Origin of the sequence: Jatrophihabitans sp. (genome assembly GCF_036388195.1) — a bacterium.
GTDB lineage: Bacteria > Actinomycetota > Actinomycetes > Mycobacteriales > Jatrophihabitantaceae > Jatrophihabitans_A.
Genome location: NZ_DASVSG010000151.1, coordinates 1 through 17,625 on the forward strand (window position 1 = coordinate 1; position 17,625 = coordinate 17,625).

Consider the following 17,625-nt stretch of genomic DNA (forward strand, 5'->3'; position numbering starts at 1 on the left):
CGTGACGACGACCTTGTTGGGGTCGGTCGGGTCGAGCGCTCCGGTCGGGTAGTTGAACGCCCGGAAGTAGGAGTTCGCGGTGGCGTTCTTCTCCGGCATGCAGGCCCGGCCGAAGCCCTTGCCCTGCTGGTACACCGCGCAGTCCGGCAGGTCGTAGAGGTCGGCGACCTTCACCGGCGGCAGGAACGTGTTACCGCCGTCGACCGACTTCGCCAGCAGCACCAGGTTGCGGTTGTCGCCCGGAGCGGCGGCGTTGTTGTAGTTGGCGTAGACGATGTAGAGAGTGCCGTCCGGTCCGGTGAACGGGTGCGAGAACTGGTCATGGTTGCAGGCGGAGGTCTCGCCGGTGATGGCCACCGTGGTCTGGCCGAAGGTGTTCACGCACAGCGGGCTGGTGGTGCTCACCAGCTTCGGGGGCGCGAAGGTCTCGCCGTAGTCGGCCGAATAGGTCGAGTAGATGAAGGTCGTGCCGTCGGCTGCGAACTCCGTCCACGACAGGTAGATCCGGTCCTGGTACGGGCTGCCGACGTGGTTGTCGACGGTCATCAGCGGCCGGTCCAGGAACGGCGCGGTCCGGCTGCCGGTGACGTCCACGCTGGCCCGGGCATAGCGGCCCGGGAAGTTCCACGAGGCGCCGCCGTTCTGGGTCGAGCGGTAGACCACGATCGAGCTGGAGAGATCGGCGCTGGTCGTGGTGGGCTTGCCGCGGTTGAACAGGTTGCAGCTCAGGTAGGCGTTACCCTTGGTGTCGAAGGCAACCGCGCTGTTCCCGCCGGCCGCCCAGTACTCGCGCAGGGCGCCGAAGTTCCCCATGTTGGCGACCTGGCCGCGGGTGAAGCTGGTCGGCGGGGTGCTGTCCTGCCAGGTCCGGCCGCCGTTGGCGGTGTAGGAGGCGTAGCAGTTGCCGTCTCCCCTGCGGTAGTCATTGGACGAGGTGACCATGACGTTGGTGTTGTTGGGGTCGAAGGCGATGGAGCTGGTGTTGTTGCCCTGCCCCCGGCCGGAGAGGTCCGGGTCGCTGATGTTCAGGCAGTTGGCGTTGACCTTCACATTCGAGGACAGGACGTCCTGGCAGCCCTTGTCGCCGTTGCCGCGCGGGGTGTAGGTCGGGTTGTAGGAGGATTTCGACTGGTCGCTGCCGGCAGCATCCTCCAGCGCCAGCGCCGCGCCGCCCGAGAGCAGCCGCTTCTGCATCGTGGTCAGTTGATCATAGGAAATGCCGGTGGCGTGGGCAGGATTGCTGCCCGTCCCCACCGACAGGGGTAGTGCCACCAGCGCCAGCGCTGTCGCCGCGGCGGCAAAGCCGATGGAACGTCTCACGTGTACCTCCAGGCATCGAGCGCGGACCGCCGCGCCCGAACGAATCCGGGCGCGGCGCGCTCGGCATGGCTCCGACACAAACCTCAGGCGCCACTCGGGGCCACGGCGTTTCGGACGTAGGCAGGCCAAGTACGGCAAAGCTGAGCACTTGCGCGGAATGTGGACGCAGCGAACGTACCTCGCGATATCTGGCAGGTAAATGACTGTTCGTGCCCTGTCTGAATCAGGGCAATGCTGAAGTCAGCCGCTGGACGTGTTCGACGACCTCGTCGGCGCAGCCGTAGGCCAGCGTCACCCCCGCGCCCCCGTGGCCGTAGCAGTGCACGACCGGCCCGTCGGGGCTGATCTCGGTCTCCAGCCGGACCGCCGGCCGGGCCGGCCGCAGCCCCACCCGATGGCTGACGATCCGGGCCCCGGCGGCCGCCGGCGCCAGCGCCGCGCATCTGGCCAGGATCGCCTCGGCCGTCGCCGGACGAACCTCGGTGTCGGCATCGCCCTCTTCAGAGGTTCCCCCGAGAATCACCGTCTCGCTCCGCGGCACCAGGTAGGCCAGCCGTGCGGGATCGTTCTGGTCGAGCAGCCATTCGGTCAGCCCGAACTGCTCGACCACGATGATCTGTCCCCGCACCGGGCTCAGCGTGTCGTCCCCGGCAAGCTCCCGGGCGCCCAGGCCGGCACAGTTCACCACCGCATCGACACCGGCCAGCGCGCCCGGCAGGCCGGACAGCCGGCGGGTCTCGATGCCGGCGCCGCAGTCGCGCAGGCGGTTCTGAAGCCACGGCAGGTGCACGGCCATGTCCACCACCGGCGCCGTGAGCTGGTAGCCGTCCAGATAGCCCTCGGGCAGCTGATCAGCGGGCATCCTGCCCAGGTCAGGCACCGCCGATCGCCACCAGGGGTCGGGCGTCGGCTCGCGGAAGAACTCCCGCCCGCTCCGTAACCGGACGCCGGTGCGCTCGTCGGCCGCGAGCGCGGTGAGCGCGGCATAGCTGGTGGCCAGCCAGCGGGTGACCTCAGCGGTAGGGGTGGCTCGGTAGGGATACCAGAGCGCTGCCGCGACCGAGGAGGTGGTGCTCTCCCCCAGCTCGGCCGCCACCACCTCGACCTGGTGACCCGCCTCGGCAAGCCGCAGCGCGCTCGTCAGGCCCACTACGCCGCCGCCGACGACCCGCACCCTCATTCGGCAATCTCACCATGCTGACCCGCGCCACCGGTCTAGGATCCCCGCTATGAGTGAGGGACGCTGCGGCGCACAGATCAGTCAGGTAAGCGAGGCCACCGGTGGCGAGACGGGGTGGCTCGAGAAGTTCGAGGACACCTGCGGCCTGGACGCCGGGCACGAGGGCCACCACGTGTTCACCAGCCCCGACGACGAGCATGTCCGCTTCGACGAGGCCACCCAGCAGTTGGGCTCCTACCGGGACGCCCCGGCCGAGGGCGGGCCGCCGTTGGTGCGGTTCGGCAGCGTCACCAGCGAATAGCTGCAGCACGCCGGACCGAGCTCAACCTGCTCCGAGGGTCATGCCGTCCTGCCCGTGATGCGGCTCGTCAGCTGATGGCCCGGTCAGCGTTGTAGTGCCCAGCTCTGGATGGTGATCTGGCGCGCCGGTGGGTTGGGAACCGTGGTCGGGTCATAGATCAGCACCCGGGCCCGCAGTGCCAGCTTGCCGGTGGCAGCCGTGCAGCTCGACGCCCCCTGACACAAGTAGACGTTGAGATAGACCACCGTGCCGCCCGGGCCGAAGCCGGGTGAGTTGTCCGGCACCTCGATCACCGGACCGGTGTACGTGATGGAACCGGTTTCCTTGACCCACAGGGATCTGGCGACCACCCCGAACCGCATCACCTGCGACGTGATGCTGTTCAAGGCCAAGTCGATGACCGCCTTGGGAACGTAGGTAGTGCCCTGGATGTAGACCTTGCCGGCGGTGTTCGTGGTGGAGAGCACCGCGCACTGGCCCGCCGAGCCGCCGGTGTAGGTGTTGGTCAGGCAGTTCCCACCCGATATGGCGACATCCTGAGCCCGGAAGGCCGGTGGCGTGTAGCTGAGGTCGAGCTGGATGGCGTCGACCGTCTCGGTCCCCGCGTGCCCGAGCTTGGCCGAGTAGGCGAGGCTGGCGCCGGTGAAGCCGAAGCTGTGCACCGCCTCGGCCAGGTCACCGACGCCGGCTTCGTACAGATCAACCAGTGCGGTCTTCGTTCCCGCGCCGTTGGTCGCAGGCAGGGTCGTGCTGATCGCAGTGCCAGCCGCCGGGGTCAGCACCGCAGTACGGGCGTCGCCATTGACCCCGGCGGTGTTCTTGTACACCACTCGCAGGGTGGCCGACTTGAGCACCGACCCGGCCGGGATCGTCGCCGCCGGAGCGTAGCCACCCAGGGTGAACGAGGCCGTCTGGCTACCGGAGCCGGTCTTGTTCCAGGTTGCTCCGGTGCCATCGTCGTTGGCCAGATTCGAGGCCGTCACGGTGGCACTGCCGAAGAGGACTGGCGCGGGTGGATTCACCACGCTGGACGGCTTGACGGTGGTGGTCGTCAAGCTCTCGGCGCCACTCTTCAACCCATACACGGCGATCGGGGGCCGGTCGGGGTGGTAGCTGGCACAGATCTCGGCATCGCCACCGGTCATCCGGAACTGGCTGTCGCCGCCGAAGATGAACTGCACCCCGACAGCGGACGTGGACTTGATGGGGTTCTGGCAGGCACCCGGAATGGTGGACGGGCTGGCCGGCTTGGCCAGCACGGCGCCGGCGGCGTTGGTCGGGGTGCCGGCGACCAACTGTCCGTTGTTGATCGTCCAGACGTCACTGCCGCCGAGCAGCGGGTTGGAGGAGTTGTGGAAGTCAAAGTAGTAGGTGCCGGGGGTGAACCACCAGACGCTGTCCTTGCACGGGTTGCTGCCGGTGCCCTTCATCAGTGATGTCAGTGCCTCGGCGTCGTCGTAATAGCCGGGCTGGAAAGTCATCACCTTGCCGGGGCAGTTCGCCGCCACTGCGGCGGGCACCGTCCGGTAGGGCGGCACCACGCCGCCTGCTTCGGAGGAGTAGCCCGGGTCGGCCACGGTGCCGGCGGCGCAGTCCGGCGGCGGGGTGCTCACGATGGTGCCCGAGCAGCCGGTGTGCGCGTACACCCCGACATTGGACTCCAGCGAGCCGTTGGTCACCCGGATGTTGGAGTTCGAGACCACCGAGCCGTGCACCAGGAACGGGGTGGTGGGGCTGAGCGCCTTGATGTTCAGGCCGTCCTCGCCGGCATTGGTGCCCAATGTCTGGATCGCGTTGCCAGGCTTGTTCGCCGTGGTGATCGGCACCAGGCCGCCAGCCGCGCCCGTGCTCGGATCCGCCGTGCATTCCACCGCCGCCGAGGACGCCGCGGTGCCGGTGGTGCCGGGGTAGAAGTTGTTCAGCAGCAGAGTGTCGGCGTTGGCTCCAGCGCCGAAGCACTTGGGATAGGTCGTGCTGGAGGTGTTGTTGTTGAACGGCGAGCGGCGCAGCGCGGTGATCGCGGCTTGGGCGGCGCCGTCAGCCCCGTAGATGCTGGCAGCCTGGCTGCGCAGCGCCACGGTGGTCCGCACGCTGCTGTCGCCGAAGGACAGCAGCGCCCCGACCACCACGGCCACCACCGTGATCACGATCAGCGCCAGCACCAGGGTTGCCCCGGTGTCGTCGGCCAGGTCCAGCCGGCGGCGGGCGACGCGAATCATGACTGCCTCCGTTGGCCGGTCAGCTCGAGTTGGTAATTGGCGTCGGTGGCTTGCTGATCGTGGATGGTCAGCGCCAGCTTGACGACCAGCGGGGTCGCCGCGCCGCTTCCGGTGCAGGGCGACGGCGTGCAGGACGCCGACACCGACGCCAGGTGGTGGGCGATCACGGTGTCGGTGACGACGGCCGCCGAGCCGGCGCAGACCAGCCGGTGCAGCTGCGCCTGCCCGCTCGCATCCGGCATGGACACGTAGGCAACCCGCCGCTGGATCACCGCCGCCGCAGAGGCGCTGGTGTAGTCGTCCCACCCGAACCTGATCACCGCATTCGGCGTCGCCGCCGTGCCGCACGGGAAGAGCCCGCCGGTGGCAGGGGCGTTCTGCTCGATCGACTGGGTCAGCGGATAGGGCGCGGCCGGGTTCGAGGAGTAGGTCGTGCTGCGCACGCCGATGCTGGCCACATCGGCGGCGAAGTACGCCGCGCTGATCTGGGCGTCATGCGATTCGCTGAGCCGGGCGGTGGTCGCGTCGGTGTTGCGCAGGAAGCTGATGATCACGTTGCCCAGCGGAACGGCGATGATCCCGATGATCACGATGGTCACCAGCAGCTCGATCAGGCTGAAGCCACGATCGTCCTGCCTCAACATGTCGACCCGAATCCACAGGGTTTGCGCAACACGACCACCAGCTGCTCGGTGGCGCGGGCATCTGAGCTGGCGACCCGGACGGTCAGCTCCTGCAGGCCGATGTCGGTGCACGGACTTGCCACCCAGGCGGTGCCCGACCAGTACCGCACCGCGACCGGGGTGGCGGTGTACCCGCTCGGCACCGCGGTGTAGCCGACGGCGCCCGGCGCATAGGCCGACGGGGCAGCACACGAGGTGTAGCCGGTGCTGGCCACGTGCTTCTCGACATTCTCGGCGTAATCGCGCGCCGCGGCGGCGGCCGTGGACTGCTTGCGGTGGATGTCGGAGACCGCGATGCCGGCCACCAGGCCGCCGACGACCGCCACCACGGTCAGCGACATGATGGCGAGCGCGACAAGCAACTCCAGCAGCGTCTCGCCGCGGTCACGATCAGCCGCCGGGCTCATGTCAGACCTTCACCTGGTTGAAGATTCCGTACATCGCCGACACCAGCGCGATGGCCACGAAGCCGACCAGGCCGCCCATCACGAGGATGATGGCCGGCTCGAACAGAGCGGTCAGCTTCTTGATCTTGTAATCGAGTTCGCCCTCGTAGTACTTGGCGGTCGCTTCCAGCTGGGTGTCCAGCGTGCCGGTGTCCTCGCCCACCTGCATCATCAGCGACGCGGTGCTCGGGAACAGCCCGGTCCGGGCCAGCGGCTTGGCCAGCCCGTCGCCTTCGAGCATCGACTCCGTCACCTGGGACAGCGCCCGGATGAAGACCAGGTTGCGCAGTGATTCACTGGCCACCCGCAGCGCTTCGGGAAGGTTGACGCCGGCGCTGACCATCGAGGACAGGATCCGGCTGAACCGCTCGACCAGCGCGTACTCGATGGTGCTGCCGAGCACCGGCATCGCGAGCACGAACCGGTCGCGGGCGTACCGGCCGCCCTCGGTGCGCAGCGCCACCGCGATGATCAGAGTCAGTCCCGCGAGGACGCCGAGGATCGCCCACCAGTAATTGGTGAGGAAGTCGGTGACGGCCAGCAGCATCCGGGTGGGCAAGGGCAGCTCGGCGTCCAGGCCGGCGAAGAACACCTTGAACCTCGGCAGCACGAACCCGGCGAGGATGGCGACGGTGAACACCGACATACCCGCGATCACCGCGGGATAGATCATCGCGGACTTGACCTTGCGCCGCGCCTCGATGTCGCGCTCGAGATAGCTGGCGAGCTGATCGAGCACCGTGTCCAGCTGCCCGGTCAGCTCCGCCGAGCGCAGGATGCCCCGGTAGAACGCGGGAAAGATCCTGGGATGGCGGTCCAGACAGGTCGAGAGCCGGTCACCGTCACGCAGGGACCTCTCCACCTCGGCCATCATGCGGCGGACCGAGCTGTTGGATGATTCGGTGCCGATCGTGTGCACCGCGTCGATCAGCGGCAGGCCGGCCCGGATGAAGGCGCCGAGCTGGCGAGACAGGTGCATCAGCTCGTCGCGCTTCACCCGCGGAGCGGTGATCTCCATCTGCAGCAGGCTCTTCTTGGGCTCGACCCGGATGTCTCTGAGGTCGCGCTCGTACAGCGCCAGCTCGGCGGCCTCCTGGCTGGCTGCCTTCTCGGTGCCGCGAGCCGGCTGCCCGGTGGGCAGGGTCGCCGAGTAGCTGAAATTGGGCACGGCTTCAGACCCCCATCACATATACGGATCGCATGACCTCGGCCAGGTTGGTGGTGCCGTTGCGCACCAGCGCGACCGCCTCCTCCAGCAGGGTGCTCATTCCCTCTGCCCGAGCGAGCTTGCGCAGCTCGTCGTGTGAGGCGCGGTCGATCACCTGCTCGCGGATCCTGTCGGACAACAGCAACATCTCATAGACTCCGGTCCGCTCCAGGTATCCGGTCTTGGCGCAGAAGTTGCAGCCGGCGCCGTGGCTGAATCCCTCGTCCGGGGCGTCCCCGCCGATCGCGCGCAGGAATGCGAGCTCCTCGACGGTGGGGTGGTAGGGCTCGCGGCAGTACGAGCAGATCCGGCGAACCAGCCGCTGCGACATCACCGCGGTGACCGAGGACGCGATCAGGAACGTCTCGATGCCCATGTCGATCAACCGGTGCAGCGCCGAGACCGAATCGGTGGCGTGCAGCGACGACAGCACGAAGTGACCGGTCAACGCGGACTGGACGGCGATGCGGGCCGTCTCGACGTCGCGTACCTCACCGACCAGGATCACGTCCGGGTCCTGGCGCAGGATCGAGCGAAGGCCGCCCGCGAAGGTGATTCCGGCCTGCTCATTGATCTGGATCTGGTTGATCGAGGGGAAGGTGTACTCCACCGGGTCCTCGATGGTCATGATGTTGCGGTCCGGGCTGTTGATCTCGGCCAGCGATCCGTACAGGGTGGTGGTCTTGCCGCTGCCGGTGGGACCGGCGCAGATCACCATGCCGTACGGGGTGCGCAGCATCGCGGCATAGCGCTGGGCCATCGCGGGCGGCATGCCGAGCTGCTCCAGCTTGAACAGCGGCCGGCTCTTGTCCAGCAACCGCAGCACGACCTTCTCCCCGCCCACCACCGCGGTCGTGGAGACCCGGATGTCGACCGCGCGGCCCTCGATCTCGGTGCTGATCTGGCCGTCCTGGGCGCGCCGGCGCTCGACGATGTTCATCCCGCCGAGGATCTTGACCCGGCTGACTATGGCGGGGCCCATCGAGCCCGGCAGGTCCAGCACGTCGTGCAGCGCCCCGTCGATCCGGTAGCGGACCCGAACCCGGTCGTTCTGCGGCTCGATGTGGATGTCGGAGGCCCGGTCGCGAACCCCCTGAGCGATCATCAGCTGCACCACCCGGACGACCGGCGCGTCCTCGCTGGCGACGGGGGTGTCCATCCGGACGGTGTCCCGGCGCAGGCCGTCGCGGGCTTCGAACAGCTTGACCTGCGAGCTCACCCCGGTGATCGCCCGGTAGGTGTTGTCGATGGCCCGCAGCAGGTCGGACTGGCCGGCCACGGTGATCCGGAGGTCGCGGCCGAGCAGCGCGCGCAGGCTTGCGAAGGTGGTCTCGTTCGGGTCGGCGACCGCCACCAGCACGGCGCCGTCCTCATCCAAGGACAGCGGCAGCGCCGACAGGGCTCGCGCGCTGTCGGCGGTGATCAGGCCGGCCACCTCGGGATCCGGGGTGACGCTGCGCAGATCGACGGCCTGCACCGAACTCTGCTCGGCGATCATCCGGGTCAGGTCGCGCTCGGTGATGATCCCGCGATCGAGCAGCAGGCGTCCCAGCCGCTTGGTCGCGCCCTGCTGCGCCTCTTCCAGCGCAGCCACCACCTGCTCGGGGGTCGCCAGCCGGGCATCGACGATAAGCTCGCCCAGCCGGCGCCCGCCTTCGCGGACCTCGAAGTCAGCCGGCGCCTGGGCCAGCGCCACAGCTGCCGTCACCTCCGGCGCGGAGTCGTCCGCCTGATGCCTGGCGCGCCGTCTCATGCCGTCACCCCCACCGGTGCACGGGGCACGGTCACAATGTCCTTGGGATAGAGGCTGCGCGCCAGCGCGTCCTCATAGCTGATCAGGTTGCGCTGCACCAGCCCCGACAGCGACTGCTCGAAGGTCAGCATCCCGTCGCGCTGGCCGGTGAGCAGGGTGTTTCGCAGCTGATGGGTCTTGCCGTCCTTGATCAGGCCGCGCACCGGCGAGCTGGCGACCAGCACCTCATAGGCCGCGACCATGCCGCCGCCGATGCGGGGCAGCAGCCGCTGGTAGACGATCCCGGTCAGCGCCGCGGCGAGCTGGACCCGCACCTGCGCCTGCTGGTCGCCGGGAAAGACGTCGACGATCCGCGACAGCGCCTGCGCGGTGTCGTTGGTGTGCAGGGTGGCGAACACCAGGTGACCGGTCTCGGCGATGGTGAGCGCGAACCGGATCGACTCCAGGTCCCGCATCTCACCGACCAGCACCACGTCCGGGTCCTCGCGCAACGCGGCGCGCAGGGCGTCGGGGAACGACGCGGTGTCCGAGCCCACCTCGCGCTGGCTGATCGCCGAGCGCTTGTGCTCGTGCACGTACTCGATCGGGTCCTCGATGGTCAGGATGTGACAGGCCCGGTGAGTGTTGATCTGGTCGATCATCGCGGCCAGCGTGGTGGACTTGCCCGAGCCGGTCGGTCCGGTGACCAGCACCAAGCCCTGGTGCTGCCGGGTGAAGTCGGTGAGCACCGGCGGCAGTCCCAGCTCCTGCATGGTCGGGATCCGGCGCGGGATCATCCGCAGCGCCAGGGTGACCTGGTCCCGCTGGGTGAACGCGTTGCCGCGGATCCTGGCTTCGTTCCGCCAGCTGAAGGAGAAGTCGTACTCGTGCCGGGTGGCGAACGCGCTGAACTGCGCGGGGTTGAGCACCTCGGCCAGCAGCGCCTCGGTCTCGGCGCCGCTGAGTGTGGCTTCCTTGGGCACCGAGCGCAGCTCGCCGCGAACCCGGTATTGCGGCGGCAGCCCGGCCGTCAACAACAGATCGGTGCCGCCGGCCCGCCAGAGCCCGTCGAGCAGCTCGTCGATGCGGCTGCCGATGTGTTGACCGTGCATGAAGCTATGCCTTTCCCCGATCGTGACGACGAATACCTGATGAGGTAGGGCCGGTTCCCGGTCGGCCCTACCTCAGGAGCTCAGGCGAGGCTGCAGGTGGTAGCACCGGTGCTGGAGCTGTAGGTGATCGTGTAGGCGGTGCTCGAAGGCACCTCGCGGAGCAGCTTCGCCGTCACCAGCGCGGGCATGTTGGCGGCATAGCTGCCGTTCTTGGCGTAGTACGCCTCCGAGGCCACCTCGACGGTCTTGGCATCGGACTTGCAGGCCGAGGCGTCGCCCCGGTCGGTGATGCCACCGACGGCGAAGACCACGATGCCGGCCAGCACGCCCAGGATGACGATCACGATGAGAAGCTCGATGAGCGTGAACCCGCTCTCCTCCTGACGAGCCTTGCGCAGTTGTTCCAGCATTGCTTCCCCCTTGGTGTGGCGATCAGCCAAGGCGGCTGTCGCGGTCTGAAACTGCCGGTGCGTCATGCGACGCCGGCAGAGCTCGTCGCGTAGCGATCGGCGAACCGCTCGATCGCCACGCTGATGGGATGTTCGGGCTGGGCCGCCCGCAGCGGCACGCCCCGATTGATCGACGCCGGCACATCACGGCTGGACGGCAGGTGCGCGGCGATGGGCCCGCGCACCACCGTCGCCACCTCCGCGGCGGTGAGGGCGACATTGCGGTCCGAGCGGTTGAACAGCACCGACCTGGCCGCGCGCGAATAGCCGAGCAGATCGAGGATGTCCAATGTCATTCGCAGGTTCTTCAACGCCGGCCGCTCCGGAGTGGACACCAGGATGTGGTGATGGGCGTGGTCCAGCGCGACCATCGTGGTCGAGGAGAACCGCGCCGGCAGGTCGATGACGATGGCGTCGTACCTGCTGGCCAGGACCCGCAGCAACCGGCCGATCTTCGCCGGGCGGATCCGCTCGGCGTCGCCGGGCGCCACCGGCGCCAGGATGCAGTCCACGCCGGTGTGCGGGGAGGAGGTGATCAGGTCTCCGGTATCCACCAGGTCGGCGACATCCCGCGGGCCGATCAGCAGGGCGAGCGTCCGGTCGGTGTCGAGGTTCAGCGCCGATGCCACGTCGCCGAAGTCCAGGTCGAGATCGAGCAGGCAGACCCGGCCGTTACCCATCCGTCGAAGCGAGACGGCGAGATTCGTCGCCACCGTGGTCTTGCCACAGCCACCCTTGGCCGCGAACACCGAGAAGATCTGGCCGTCCACCGGCGGCCGGCTGATCGCAGAACACGCCTGCGCGAGCTCGACCCGCTGGCTGGCGCCGAACACCGCGTGGACACCGGCGTTCTTCGCGCGCGTCACCTCGGCGTCCCGCAGCTGCTCCCGTACCAGGATCACCACCGCTGCCGGGTGCTCCACCGTCACCTGGGCGGTGAACCTCAGCGCGTCCTCGAGGTTGACCGTGGCGCCGATGACCACCGGGCACCGGCGCGTCACGGCCACTAGCAGAACAGAGACCTTGCTCAGGGTCGGCGCCGTCCGGATGGTCCCGCCGATGACCGCCGCCAGCATCCTGGCCGCTCGCGCGTCGGGCTCGCAGACGATCGTCATGCCAGTCTCCCGTCGCTCGGCTGGTTAAAAGTTGTGTGAAGCCAGAGTGTCGGAACCGCCTCCTGAGCTGCAGCGGGCAACCGGACAGACCTTGAGTCCCCCGATGGGAGGACGCGTGCTGCCACCCCGTATCCGCAGTGCTGCACTGGGTAATCACCGGTGCGACAAAAGCCTCGACCTGACCGAGCCCTTGAGCAGATCTTTAGGCCCGCATATAGCTGAAGTGTGCTTTGATAAGGGCTGCACGTTAAGTTTTTGTTGGGCCTAAGCGGGGGGACATGAAAATCAGCACAACGGTTGGACCGACCGTTGTTGCGCGGGGCTACCGGAACGCGCCATGACGGCAACCAGATTGATCTTCGTCGACCGCCATCCGGTGACCCGGCTCGGGCTGGCGTTGATGGTGAACGGGCAGCCGGACCTGGTTACGGTCGGCGAGGCCGGCACCGCGACCGAGGCGATCGGCCTGATCGGCGCGCTGCGACCGGACGTGGTGACCATCGGATTGTCGCTGCCCGATCGCCCCGGCTTCGAGCTCGCGACCGAGCTGCGCGACCGCTTCGAATGCCTGGGCATCGTGATCTTCACCGGACGCGGCGAGGACGACGTGCTGTTCCGGGCGCTGGAGACCGGCGCGTCGGCATTCGTGTCGAAGACCGCGACGGCGCCGGAGATCCTCGGCGCCATCCGGCATGCCGCGGTGTCGGCGTCCTCGTTCAGCTCCCGGGGGCTGGCCGCGGCGCTGCGCCGGCGGCGCGACGCACCGGCGCTGCCCGTGCTCAGCGAGCGCGAGCGCCAGGTGCTCAGCCTGCTGCTGGCCGGGCTGTCGGTTCCCGACCTGGCGATCCGGTTGCACATCAGCGTCTCGACCGCCAAGACCTACGTCGCACGCCTCTACGACAAGCTCGGCGCGAACAGCAAGTCCCAGGCGCTGCTCACCGCGGTCAGGTTGGGGCTGGTCGACTCCCCTGCCAAGCAGCTGCCTGCGGTGGTGTAACGCCTTCACCCGGTCAGCCCGAACCTGGTCGTCAACCGTGCGATAGCCAGCGTGCGGGGACCGCTGGTCACCGGGCGGTAGCGCCGCCCTCCAGATCTCCCTCGGTGTCGAGGTATGCCTGCTGCAACGCCGCCAGGGTGTCCGGATCGGGGTGCTCCCACAGCTTGCGCTGGGCTGCCTCCAGCAACCGCTCGGCGATGCCGTGCAGCGCCCAGGGGTTGGACTCGGCGAAGAACTTCTGCAGCTGCGGGTCCAGCACGTAGGTCTGGGCGAGCTTCTCATACATCCAGTCGGCCACCACCCCGGCGGTGGCGTCATAGCCGAACAGGTAATCCACTGTCGCGGCAAGCTCGAACGCGCCCTTGTACCCGTGCCGCTGCATCGCCTCCAGCCAGCGCGGGTTGACCACCCGGGCCCGGAAGATCCGGGTCGTCTCCTCCGACAGGGTCCTGGTGCGGACCGCGTCCGGGTTGGTGCTGTCGCCGACGTAGGCAGCCGGCGCCGTGCCGGTCAGCGCCCGTACCGTGGCCACCATGCCGCCGTGGTACTGGAAGTAGTCGTCGGAATCGGCGATGTCGTGCTCGCGGCTGTCGACGTTCTTGGCCGCCACGTTGATCCGCCGGTAGGCGTTCTCCATGTCCGGCCGGGCCTGGATGCCGTCCACCCCCCGGCCGTAGGCGAAACCGCCCCAGGCCGCGTAGACCTCGGCGAGATCGGCGTCGTCGCGCCAGTTCCCGCTGTCGAACAGAGGCAACAGGCCCGCGCCGTAGGCGCCAGGTTTGGAGCCGAACACCCGCAGGGTGGCCCGGCGCTGATCGCCGTGGGCCGCCAGGTCCGCCTGCGCGTGCGCCCGGACGAAGTTCTGCTCCGCGGGCTCGTCCTGGGCGGCGACCAGCTGCACCGCGTCGTCGAGCAACGCGACCACATGCGGGAAGGCGTCGCGGAAGAACCCCGAGATCCGGACGGTGACGTCGATCCGGGGCCGGCCGAGCTCGGCCAGCGGAATCAGCTCCAGACCGGTGACCCGCCGGGACGCCTCGTCCCAGACCGGCCGGACGCCGAGCAGCGCCAGGATCTCGGCCACGTCGTCACCCGCGGTGCGCATGGCCGAGGTCCCCCAGGCCGACAGTCCCACCGACCGCGGCCAGTCGCCGGTGTCGCTGCGGTAGCGCGCCAGCAGCGAGTCGGCCATCGCCTGGCCGGTCTCCCAGGCCAGCCGGCTCGGGATCGCCTTCGGGTCCACCGAGTAGAAGTTGCGCCCGGTCGGCAGCACGTTGATCAGGCCGCGCAAGGGAGAACCGCTCGGGCCGGCGGGCACGTAGCCGCCGTCGAGGGCGTGCAGCACGTTGGTCAGCTCGTCGGTGGTGCGGGCCAGCCGGGGCACCACCTCGGTCGCGGCGAAGGCCAGCACCTCGCCTACCAGCGCCAGCCGGCTGTCACCGTCGCCGAGGATCTCGGCAGCGACCTCGCCCGCGGCATCGACGTGCCAGCCCCTGGCCTCCATCGACGACACCAGCCGGTGCGCGAGGTCCTCGGTCTCGTCCACCTCGACGCGTCCAGCATCGCCTTGCTCGGAAAGCCCCAGCGCCTCGCGAAGGCCGGGCAGCGCCGCGGCCTGGCCACCCCAGACCTGCTTGGCCCGCAGCATCGCCAGCACCAGGTTGACCCTGGCCTGGCCACGCGGCGCCTGGCCGAGGATGTGCAGGCCGTCGCGGATCTGGACGTCCTTGATCTCGCACAGCCAGCCGTCGACGTGCAGGATGAATTCGTCGAACTCCGCGTCGTGCGGCCGGTCGGCCAGCCCCAGGTCGTGATCGAGCTTGGCTGCCTGGATCAGCGTCCAGATCTGGGCGCGGATGGCCGGCAACTTCGCCGGATCCATCGCCGCGATGCTGGCGTGCTCGTCGAGCAGCTGTTCCAGCCGGGTGATGTCGCCGTAGCTTTCGGCCCGCGCCATCGGCGGGATCAGGTGATCGACCAGGGTGGCATGCGCCCGGCGCTTGGCCTGGGTGCCCTCCCCCGGGTCGTTCACCAGGAACGGGTAGATCAGCGGCAGCTCGCCGAGCGCGGCGTCGGTGGCACAGGAGGCCGACATGCCGGCGCCCTTGCCCGGCAGCCATTCCAGGTTGCCGTGCTTGCCGACGTGCACGATCGCGTGCGCGCCGAAGTCCTCGGCCAGCCAGCGGTAGGCGGCGAAGTAATGGTGGCTCGGCGGCAGGTCCGGGTCGTGGTAGATCGCGACCGGGTTCTCGCCGAAGCCCCGGGGCGGCTGCACCATCACCACCACATTGCCGGCGCGCAGCCCGGCCAGCACGATTTCGCCTTGGGAGTCCTGGCTGAAGTCGACGAACAGAGTGCCGGGAGCGGCGCCCCAGTGCTGCTCGATGCCGTCCCTGAGATCACCGGGCAGGGTGTCGTACCAGCGGCGGTAGTCGGCGGCCGTGATCCGGACCGGGTTGTGAGATAGCTGCTCGGCGGTCAGCCAGTCCTGGTCCTGGCCACCGGCCGCGATCAGCGCGTGGATCAGCGCATCGCCGTCGAGCGCGCTCACCCCGGGCAGCGCGCCCTCCCCGTCCGCCGGCCCGATGTCATAGCCCTGCTCGCGCATCGCCGACAGCAGCCGCACGACGCTGGCCGGGGTGTCCAGCCCGACCGCGTTGCCGATCCGGGAATGCTTGGTGGGATAGGCCGAAAGCATGATCGCGATCTTGCGCTCGGCGGGCGGGATGTGCCGCAGCCGGGCATGCCGGACCGCGATCCCGGCCACCCGGTCGGCCCGCTCGGCGTCGGCGACGTAGACCGTCAGGCCGTCGGCGTCGACCTCCTTGAACGAGAACGGCACCGTGATCAACCGGCCGTCGAACTCCGGGATCGCCACCTGGGTGGCCGCATCCAGCGGCGAGAGCCCGTCCCCGTTGGCAAGCCAGCTGTCCCGGGAGCTGGTCAGGCAGAGCCCTTGCAGGATGGGCACGTCCAGCGCGGCCAGGGCGCCGACATCCCAGGCCTCGTCGTCGCCGCCGGCAGAGGCAGCGGCCGGTTTCGTCCCGCCGGCGGCCAGCACCGTCACCACCAGGGCATCGGCCTGGCCCAGGGTGGCCAGCAGCTCCTGCTCGGCCGCCCGCAGCGAGGCGCAGAAGACCGGCAGCGGCCGGCCGCCCTTGCCCTCGATGGCCCGGCACAGCGCCTCGACGAAGGCGGTGTTGCCGGCGACGTGATGCGCGCGGTAGTAGAGGACGGCGACCGTCGGGCCCTCGACCGCCCGGGACTGCCGCTCCAGCACCCCCCACAGGGGCGTGCTGGCCGGCGGCTCGAACCCGTGGCCGGTCAGCAGCACGGTGTCGGAGAGGAACCGGTGCAGCTGGCCCAGATTGCCTGGACCGCCCTCGGCCAGGTAGGAGTGCGCCTCGGCCGACACCCCGTAGGGCACCGTCGAGAGCTTCATCAGCTCCGCATCCGGTTGCTGCTCGCCACCGAGCACCACCACCGGCCGGCCGCTGGCCAGCAGCGCGTCGATCCCGGCCTCCCACATCCGGTACCCGCCCAGGATGCGCACCACCACCAGCTCGGCTCCGGCCAGCAGCGCCGGCAGGTCCTCGACCTCGGTGCGGGCCGGGTTGGCCAGCCGGTAGTCCGCGCCGCTGGACCTGGCGCTGAGCAGGTCGGTGTCCGATGTCGAGAGCAGCAGGATCACAGCAGTCCTCCCCGGGGTCCGCGCCCCTGGCGTGTAGGTAGCGGCCGGTTGGAGTATCTGGCTTGTCCGATCTCGGGTTGGCGAGCTCGGAGTCACAGTGGCGGGACCGCGCCGGGATCGCACCGGCTTCCTCCAGCTGTGGCCGCTAGGCGGGCTAACTGTAGCTGGCCCGATCGCGCCGTCCGGGCCTCAGATCACGTCGGGCACGATGCTGGGAACCCGGACGACGATCTCCAGCCGCTCGATGGCCTGCTGTGCCAGGGTGAGCGCCTCGGCCGCGGTATCGGCGTGGGCACGGGCCTGGGCCAGCCGCGAGTGCGAGTTCTGCAGGCCGTTGAGCTGCGTTCCGGCCGGCAGCGGCCACTTGACGGTGACGCCGTCAGGGTGCGGCCCGTCGACTCCGGTGATCTCCACCAGGACGCCGGACGGCGGCGCCACGGCGAACCAGATCGCCTCGCACCGGGGAGGGCGGTCCTGCAGGGTCGCGCGGATGCCCGGGAGAACCTTCTCGCCGATCATCTGCCGCCACTGGCTCTTGACCAGGTCCACGCCGGTGGCGTCGGTGACCAGGTCCCAGATGGAATCGCCGCCGAAGCGCAGATGGGTCTCGATGAGTCGCGGCCCGGACTCGGTGAGGACGATCTCGGTGTGGGTCGGGCCGAACTCGACACCGAGCGCATCGAGCGCCCGGCACACATGCGCGCCGATCGCCTCCTGGTCCTGCGGGCCCAGCGGGGCGGGCATCACATGCCCGAGCTCAACCAGGCTCACCGGGTCGGAGTACTTGCGGGTGATGGTGACCACCTGGTGCTCGCCCTGCTCGGAGAAGCACTCCACGCTGTACTGCACGCCAGCCAGGAACTTCTCGACTATCACCGGGACCGGGCCGTCGGTTGCCTGGGCCGGAGCTGTCATCAGGACCGGCGTCGCCGTCCCCTGGTCCTGGGTGATTCCCCGGGCCCGGGCCAGGGCGGCCGCAGCCTCGCCCGGCCCGTTGATCACCGACACCCCCGCACTGGCCATGCCGCTGACCGGTTTCACCACGCACGGATAGCCGTGCGTGGCGGCGAAGTCCCGCAGCTCGGCCTCGTCGCGCACGGCCGCCGACGCGGTGGACTCGACACCGGCCTCGGCCAGCCGTTGCCGCATGGCGTACTTGTCGTGGACGAGCCG

At 69.2% G+C, this 17,625-nt stretch carries 14 protein-coding genes and 1 riboswitch; of the genes, 2 read left to right on the top strand and 12 right to left on the bottom strand.

Features of this window, described 5'->3' with window-relative positions:
• Positions 1-1,320: sialidase family protein (locus VF612_RS15300; RefSeq protein ID WP_408660716.1), on the bottom strand; the 1,320-nt coding region annotated here is incomplete at its 3' end.
• Between the two features lie 223 nt (positions 1,321-1,543).
• On the bottom strand, positions 1,544-2,500 hold the full coding sequence (locus tag VF612_RS15305; RefSeq protein WP_408660717.1) for an FAD-dependent oxidoreductase: 957 nt from the start codon (positions 2,498-2,500) through the stop codon (positions 1,544-1,546).
• A gap of 49 nt (positions 2,501-2,549) precedes the next feature.
• Between VF612_RS15305 and VF612_RS15310 the strand changes: the two genes are divergently transcribed.
• A complete protein-coding gene (locus tag VF612_RS15310; RefSeq protein ID WP_408660718.1) occupies positions 2,550-2,801 on the top strand; it encodes a hypothetical protein in 252 nt (83 codons plus the stop codon).
• An 83-nt stretch (positions 2,802-2,884) separates the two neighbouring features.
• Here the strand turns inward: VF612_RS15310 and VF612_RS15315 are convergent, their stop codons facing one another.
• The 8 genes from VF612_RS15315 to VF612_RS15350 all read right to left on the bottom strand — a co-directional run bounded on the left by VF612_RS15315 (position 2,885) and on the right by VF612_RS15350 (position 11,764).
• On the bottom strand, positions 2,885-5,020 hold the full coding sequence (locus VF612_RS15315; protein ID WP_408660719.1) for a hypothetical protein: 2,136 nt from the start codon (positions 5,018-5,020) through the stop codon (positions 2,885-2,887).
• On the bottom strand, positions 5,017-5,664 hold the full coding sequence (locus tag VF612_RS15320; protein ID WP_408660720.1) for a PulJ/GspJ family protein: 648 nt from the start codon (positions 5,662-5,664) through the stop codon (positions 5,017-5,019). The genes VF612_RS15315 and VF612_RS15320 overlap by 4 nt, the downstream gene beginning before the upstream one ends.
• Positions 5,658-6,110, bottom strand: a complete 453-nt coding sequence (locus tag VF612_RS15325; RefSeq protein WP_408660721.1) for a PulJ/GspJ family protein — start codon at positions 6,108-6,110, stop codon at positions 5,658-5,660. Before VF612_RS15325 ends, VF612_RS15320 begins: the two co-directional genes overlap by 7 nt.
• Before the next feature lies 1 nt (position 6,111).
• Complete coding sequence (locus tag VF612_RS15330; RefSeq protein WP_408660722.1) at positions 6,112-7,317, bottom strand: type II secretion system F family protein; 1,206 nt, start codon at positions 7,315-7,317, stop codon at positions 6,112-6,114.
• 4 nt (positions 7,318-7,321) lie between these two features.
• A complete protein-coding gene (locus VF612_RS15335; protein WP_408660723.1) occupies positions 7,322-9,109 on the bottom strand; it encodes a GspE/PulE family protein in 1,788 nt (595 codons plus the stop codon).
• Positions 9,106-10,200 (bottom strand): type IV pilus twitching motility protein PilT, encoded by a 1,095-nt coding sequence (locus VF612_RS15340; protein WP_408660724.1) that lies wholly within the window; start codon positions 10,198-10,200, stop codon positions 9,106-9,108. Before VF612_RS15340 ends, VF612_RS15335 begins: the two co-directional genes overlap by 4 nt.
• Positions 10,201-10,280: 80 nt before the next feature.
• Entirely contained in the window at positions 10,281-10,610 is a 330-nt protein-coding gene (locus VF612_RS15345; RefSeq protein WP_408660725.1) for a type II secretion system protein, read from the bottom strand.
• 62 nt (positions 10,611-10,672) lie between these two features.
• Entirely contained in the window at positions 10,673-11,764 is a 1,092-nt protein-coding gene (locus tag VF612_RS15350) for an AAA family ATPase (RefSeq protein WP_408660726.1), read from the bottom strand.
• 337 nt (positions 11,765-12,101) lie between these two features.
• Between VF612_RS15350 and VF612_RS15355 the strand changes: the two genes are divergently transcribed.
• Positions 12,102-12,761: a response regulator gene (locus tag VF612_RS15355; RefSeq protein WP_408660727.1), complete on the top strand. Its 660-nt coding sequence runs from the start codon at positions 12,102-12,104 to the stop codon at positions 12,759-12,761.
• A gap of 67 nt (positions 12,762-12,828) precedes the next feature.
• Here the strand turns inward: VF612_RS15355 and cobN are convergent, their stop codons facing one another.
• Both cobN and VF612_RS15365 read right to left on the bottom strand, forming a co-directional pair.
• Positions 12,829-16,452: a cobaltochelatase subunit CobN gene (cobN, locus tag VF612_RS15360; RefSeq protein ID WP_408660728.1), complete on the bottom strand. Its 3,624-nt coding sequence runs from the start codon at positions 16,450-16,452 to the stop codon at positions 12,829-12,831.
• 51 nt (positions 16,453-16,503) lie between these two features.
• A riboswitch (cobalamin riboswitch) is annotated at positions 16,504-16,585 on the bottom strand.
• 56 nt (positions 16,586-16,641) lie between these two features.
• A partial coding sequence (locus VF612_RS15365; RefSeq protein WP_408660729.1) for an ATP-grasp domain-containing protein occupies positions 16,642-17,625 on the bottom strand: 984 nt, incomplete at its 5' end.

Bases quoted from the DNA above. Each gene is read 5' to 3' on its own strand.
- VF612_RS15305 (WP_408660717.1), bottom strand. From the start codon at position 2,500: ATGAGGGTGCGGGTCGTCGGCGGCGGCGTAGTGGGCCTGACGAGCGCG.
- VF612_RS15310 (WP_408660718.1), top strand. From the start codon at position 2,550: ATGAGTGAGGGACGCTGCGGCGCACAGATCAGTCAGGTAAGCGAGGCC.
- VF612_RS15315 (WP_408660719.1), bottom strand. From the start codon at position 5,020: ATGATTCGCGTCGCCCGCCGCCGGCTGGACCTGGCCGACGACACCGGG.
- VF612_RS15320 (WP_408660720.1), bottom strand. From the start codon at position 5,664: ATGTTGAGGCAGGACGATCGTGGCTTCAGCCTGATCGAGCTGCTGGTG.
- VF612_RS15325 (WP_408660721.1), bottom strand. From the start codon at position 6,110: ATGAGCCCGGCGGCTGATCGTGACCGCGGCGAGACGCTGCTGGAGTTG.
- VF612_RS15335 (WP_408660723.1), bottom strand. From the start codon at position 9,109: ATGAGACGGCGCGCCAGGCATCAGGCGGACGACTCCGCGCCGGAGGTG.
- VF612_RS15340 (WP_408660724.1), bottom strand. From the start codon at position 10,200: ATGCACGGTCAACACATCGGCAGCCGCATCGACGAGCTGCTCGACGGG.
- VF612_RS15345 (WP_408660725.1), bottom strand. From the start codon at position 10,610: ATGCTGGAACAACTGCGCAAGGCTCGTCAGGAGGAGAGCGGGTTCACG.
- VF612_RS15350 (WP_408660726.1), bottom strand. From the start codon at position 11,764: ATGACGATCGTCTGCGAGCCCGACGCGCGAGCGGCCAGGATGCTGGCG.
- VF612_RS15355 (WP_408660727.1), top strand. From the start codon at position 12,102: ATGACGGCAACCAGATTGATCTTCGTCGACCGCCATCCGGTGACCCGG.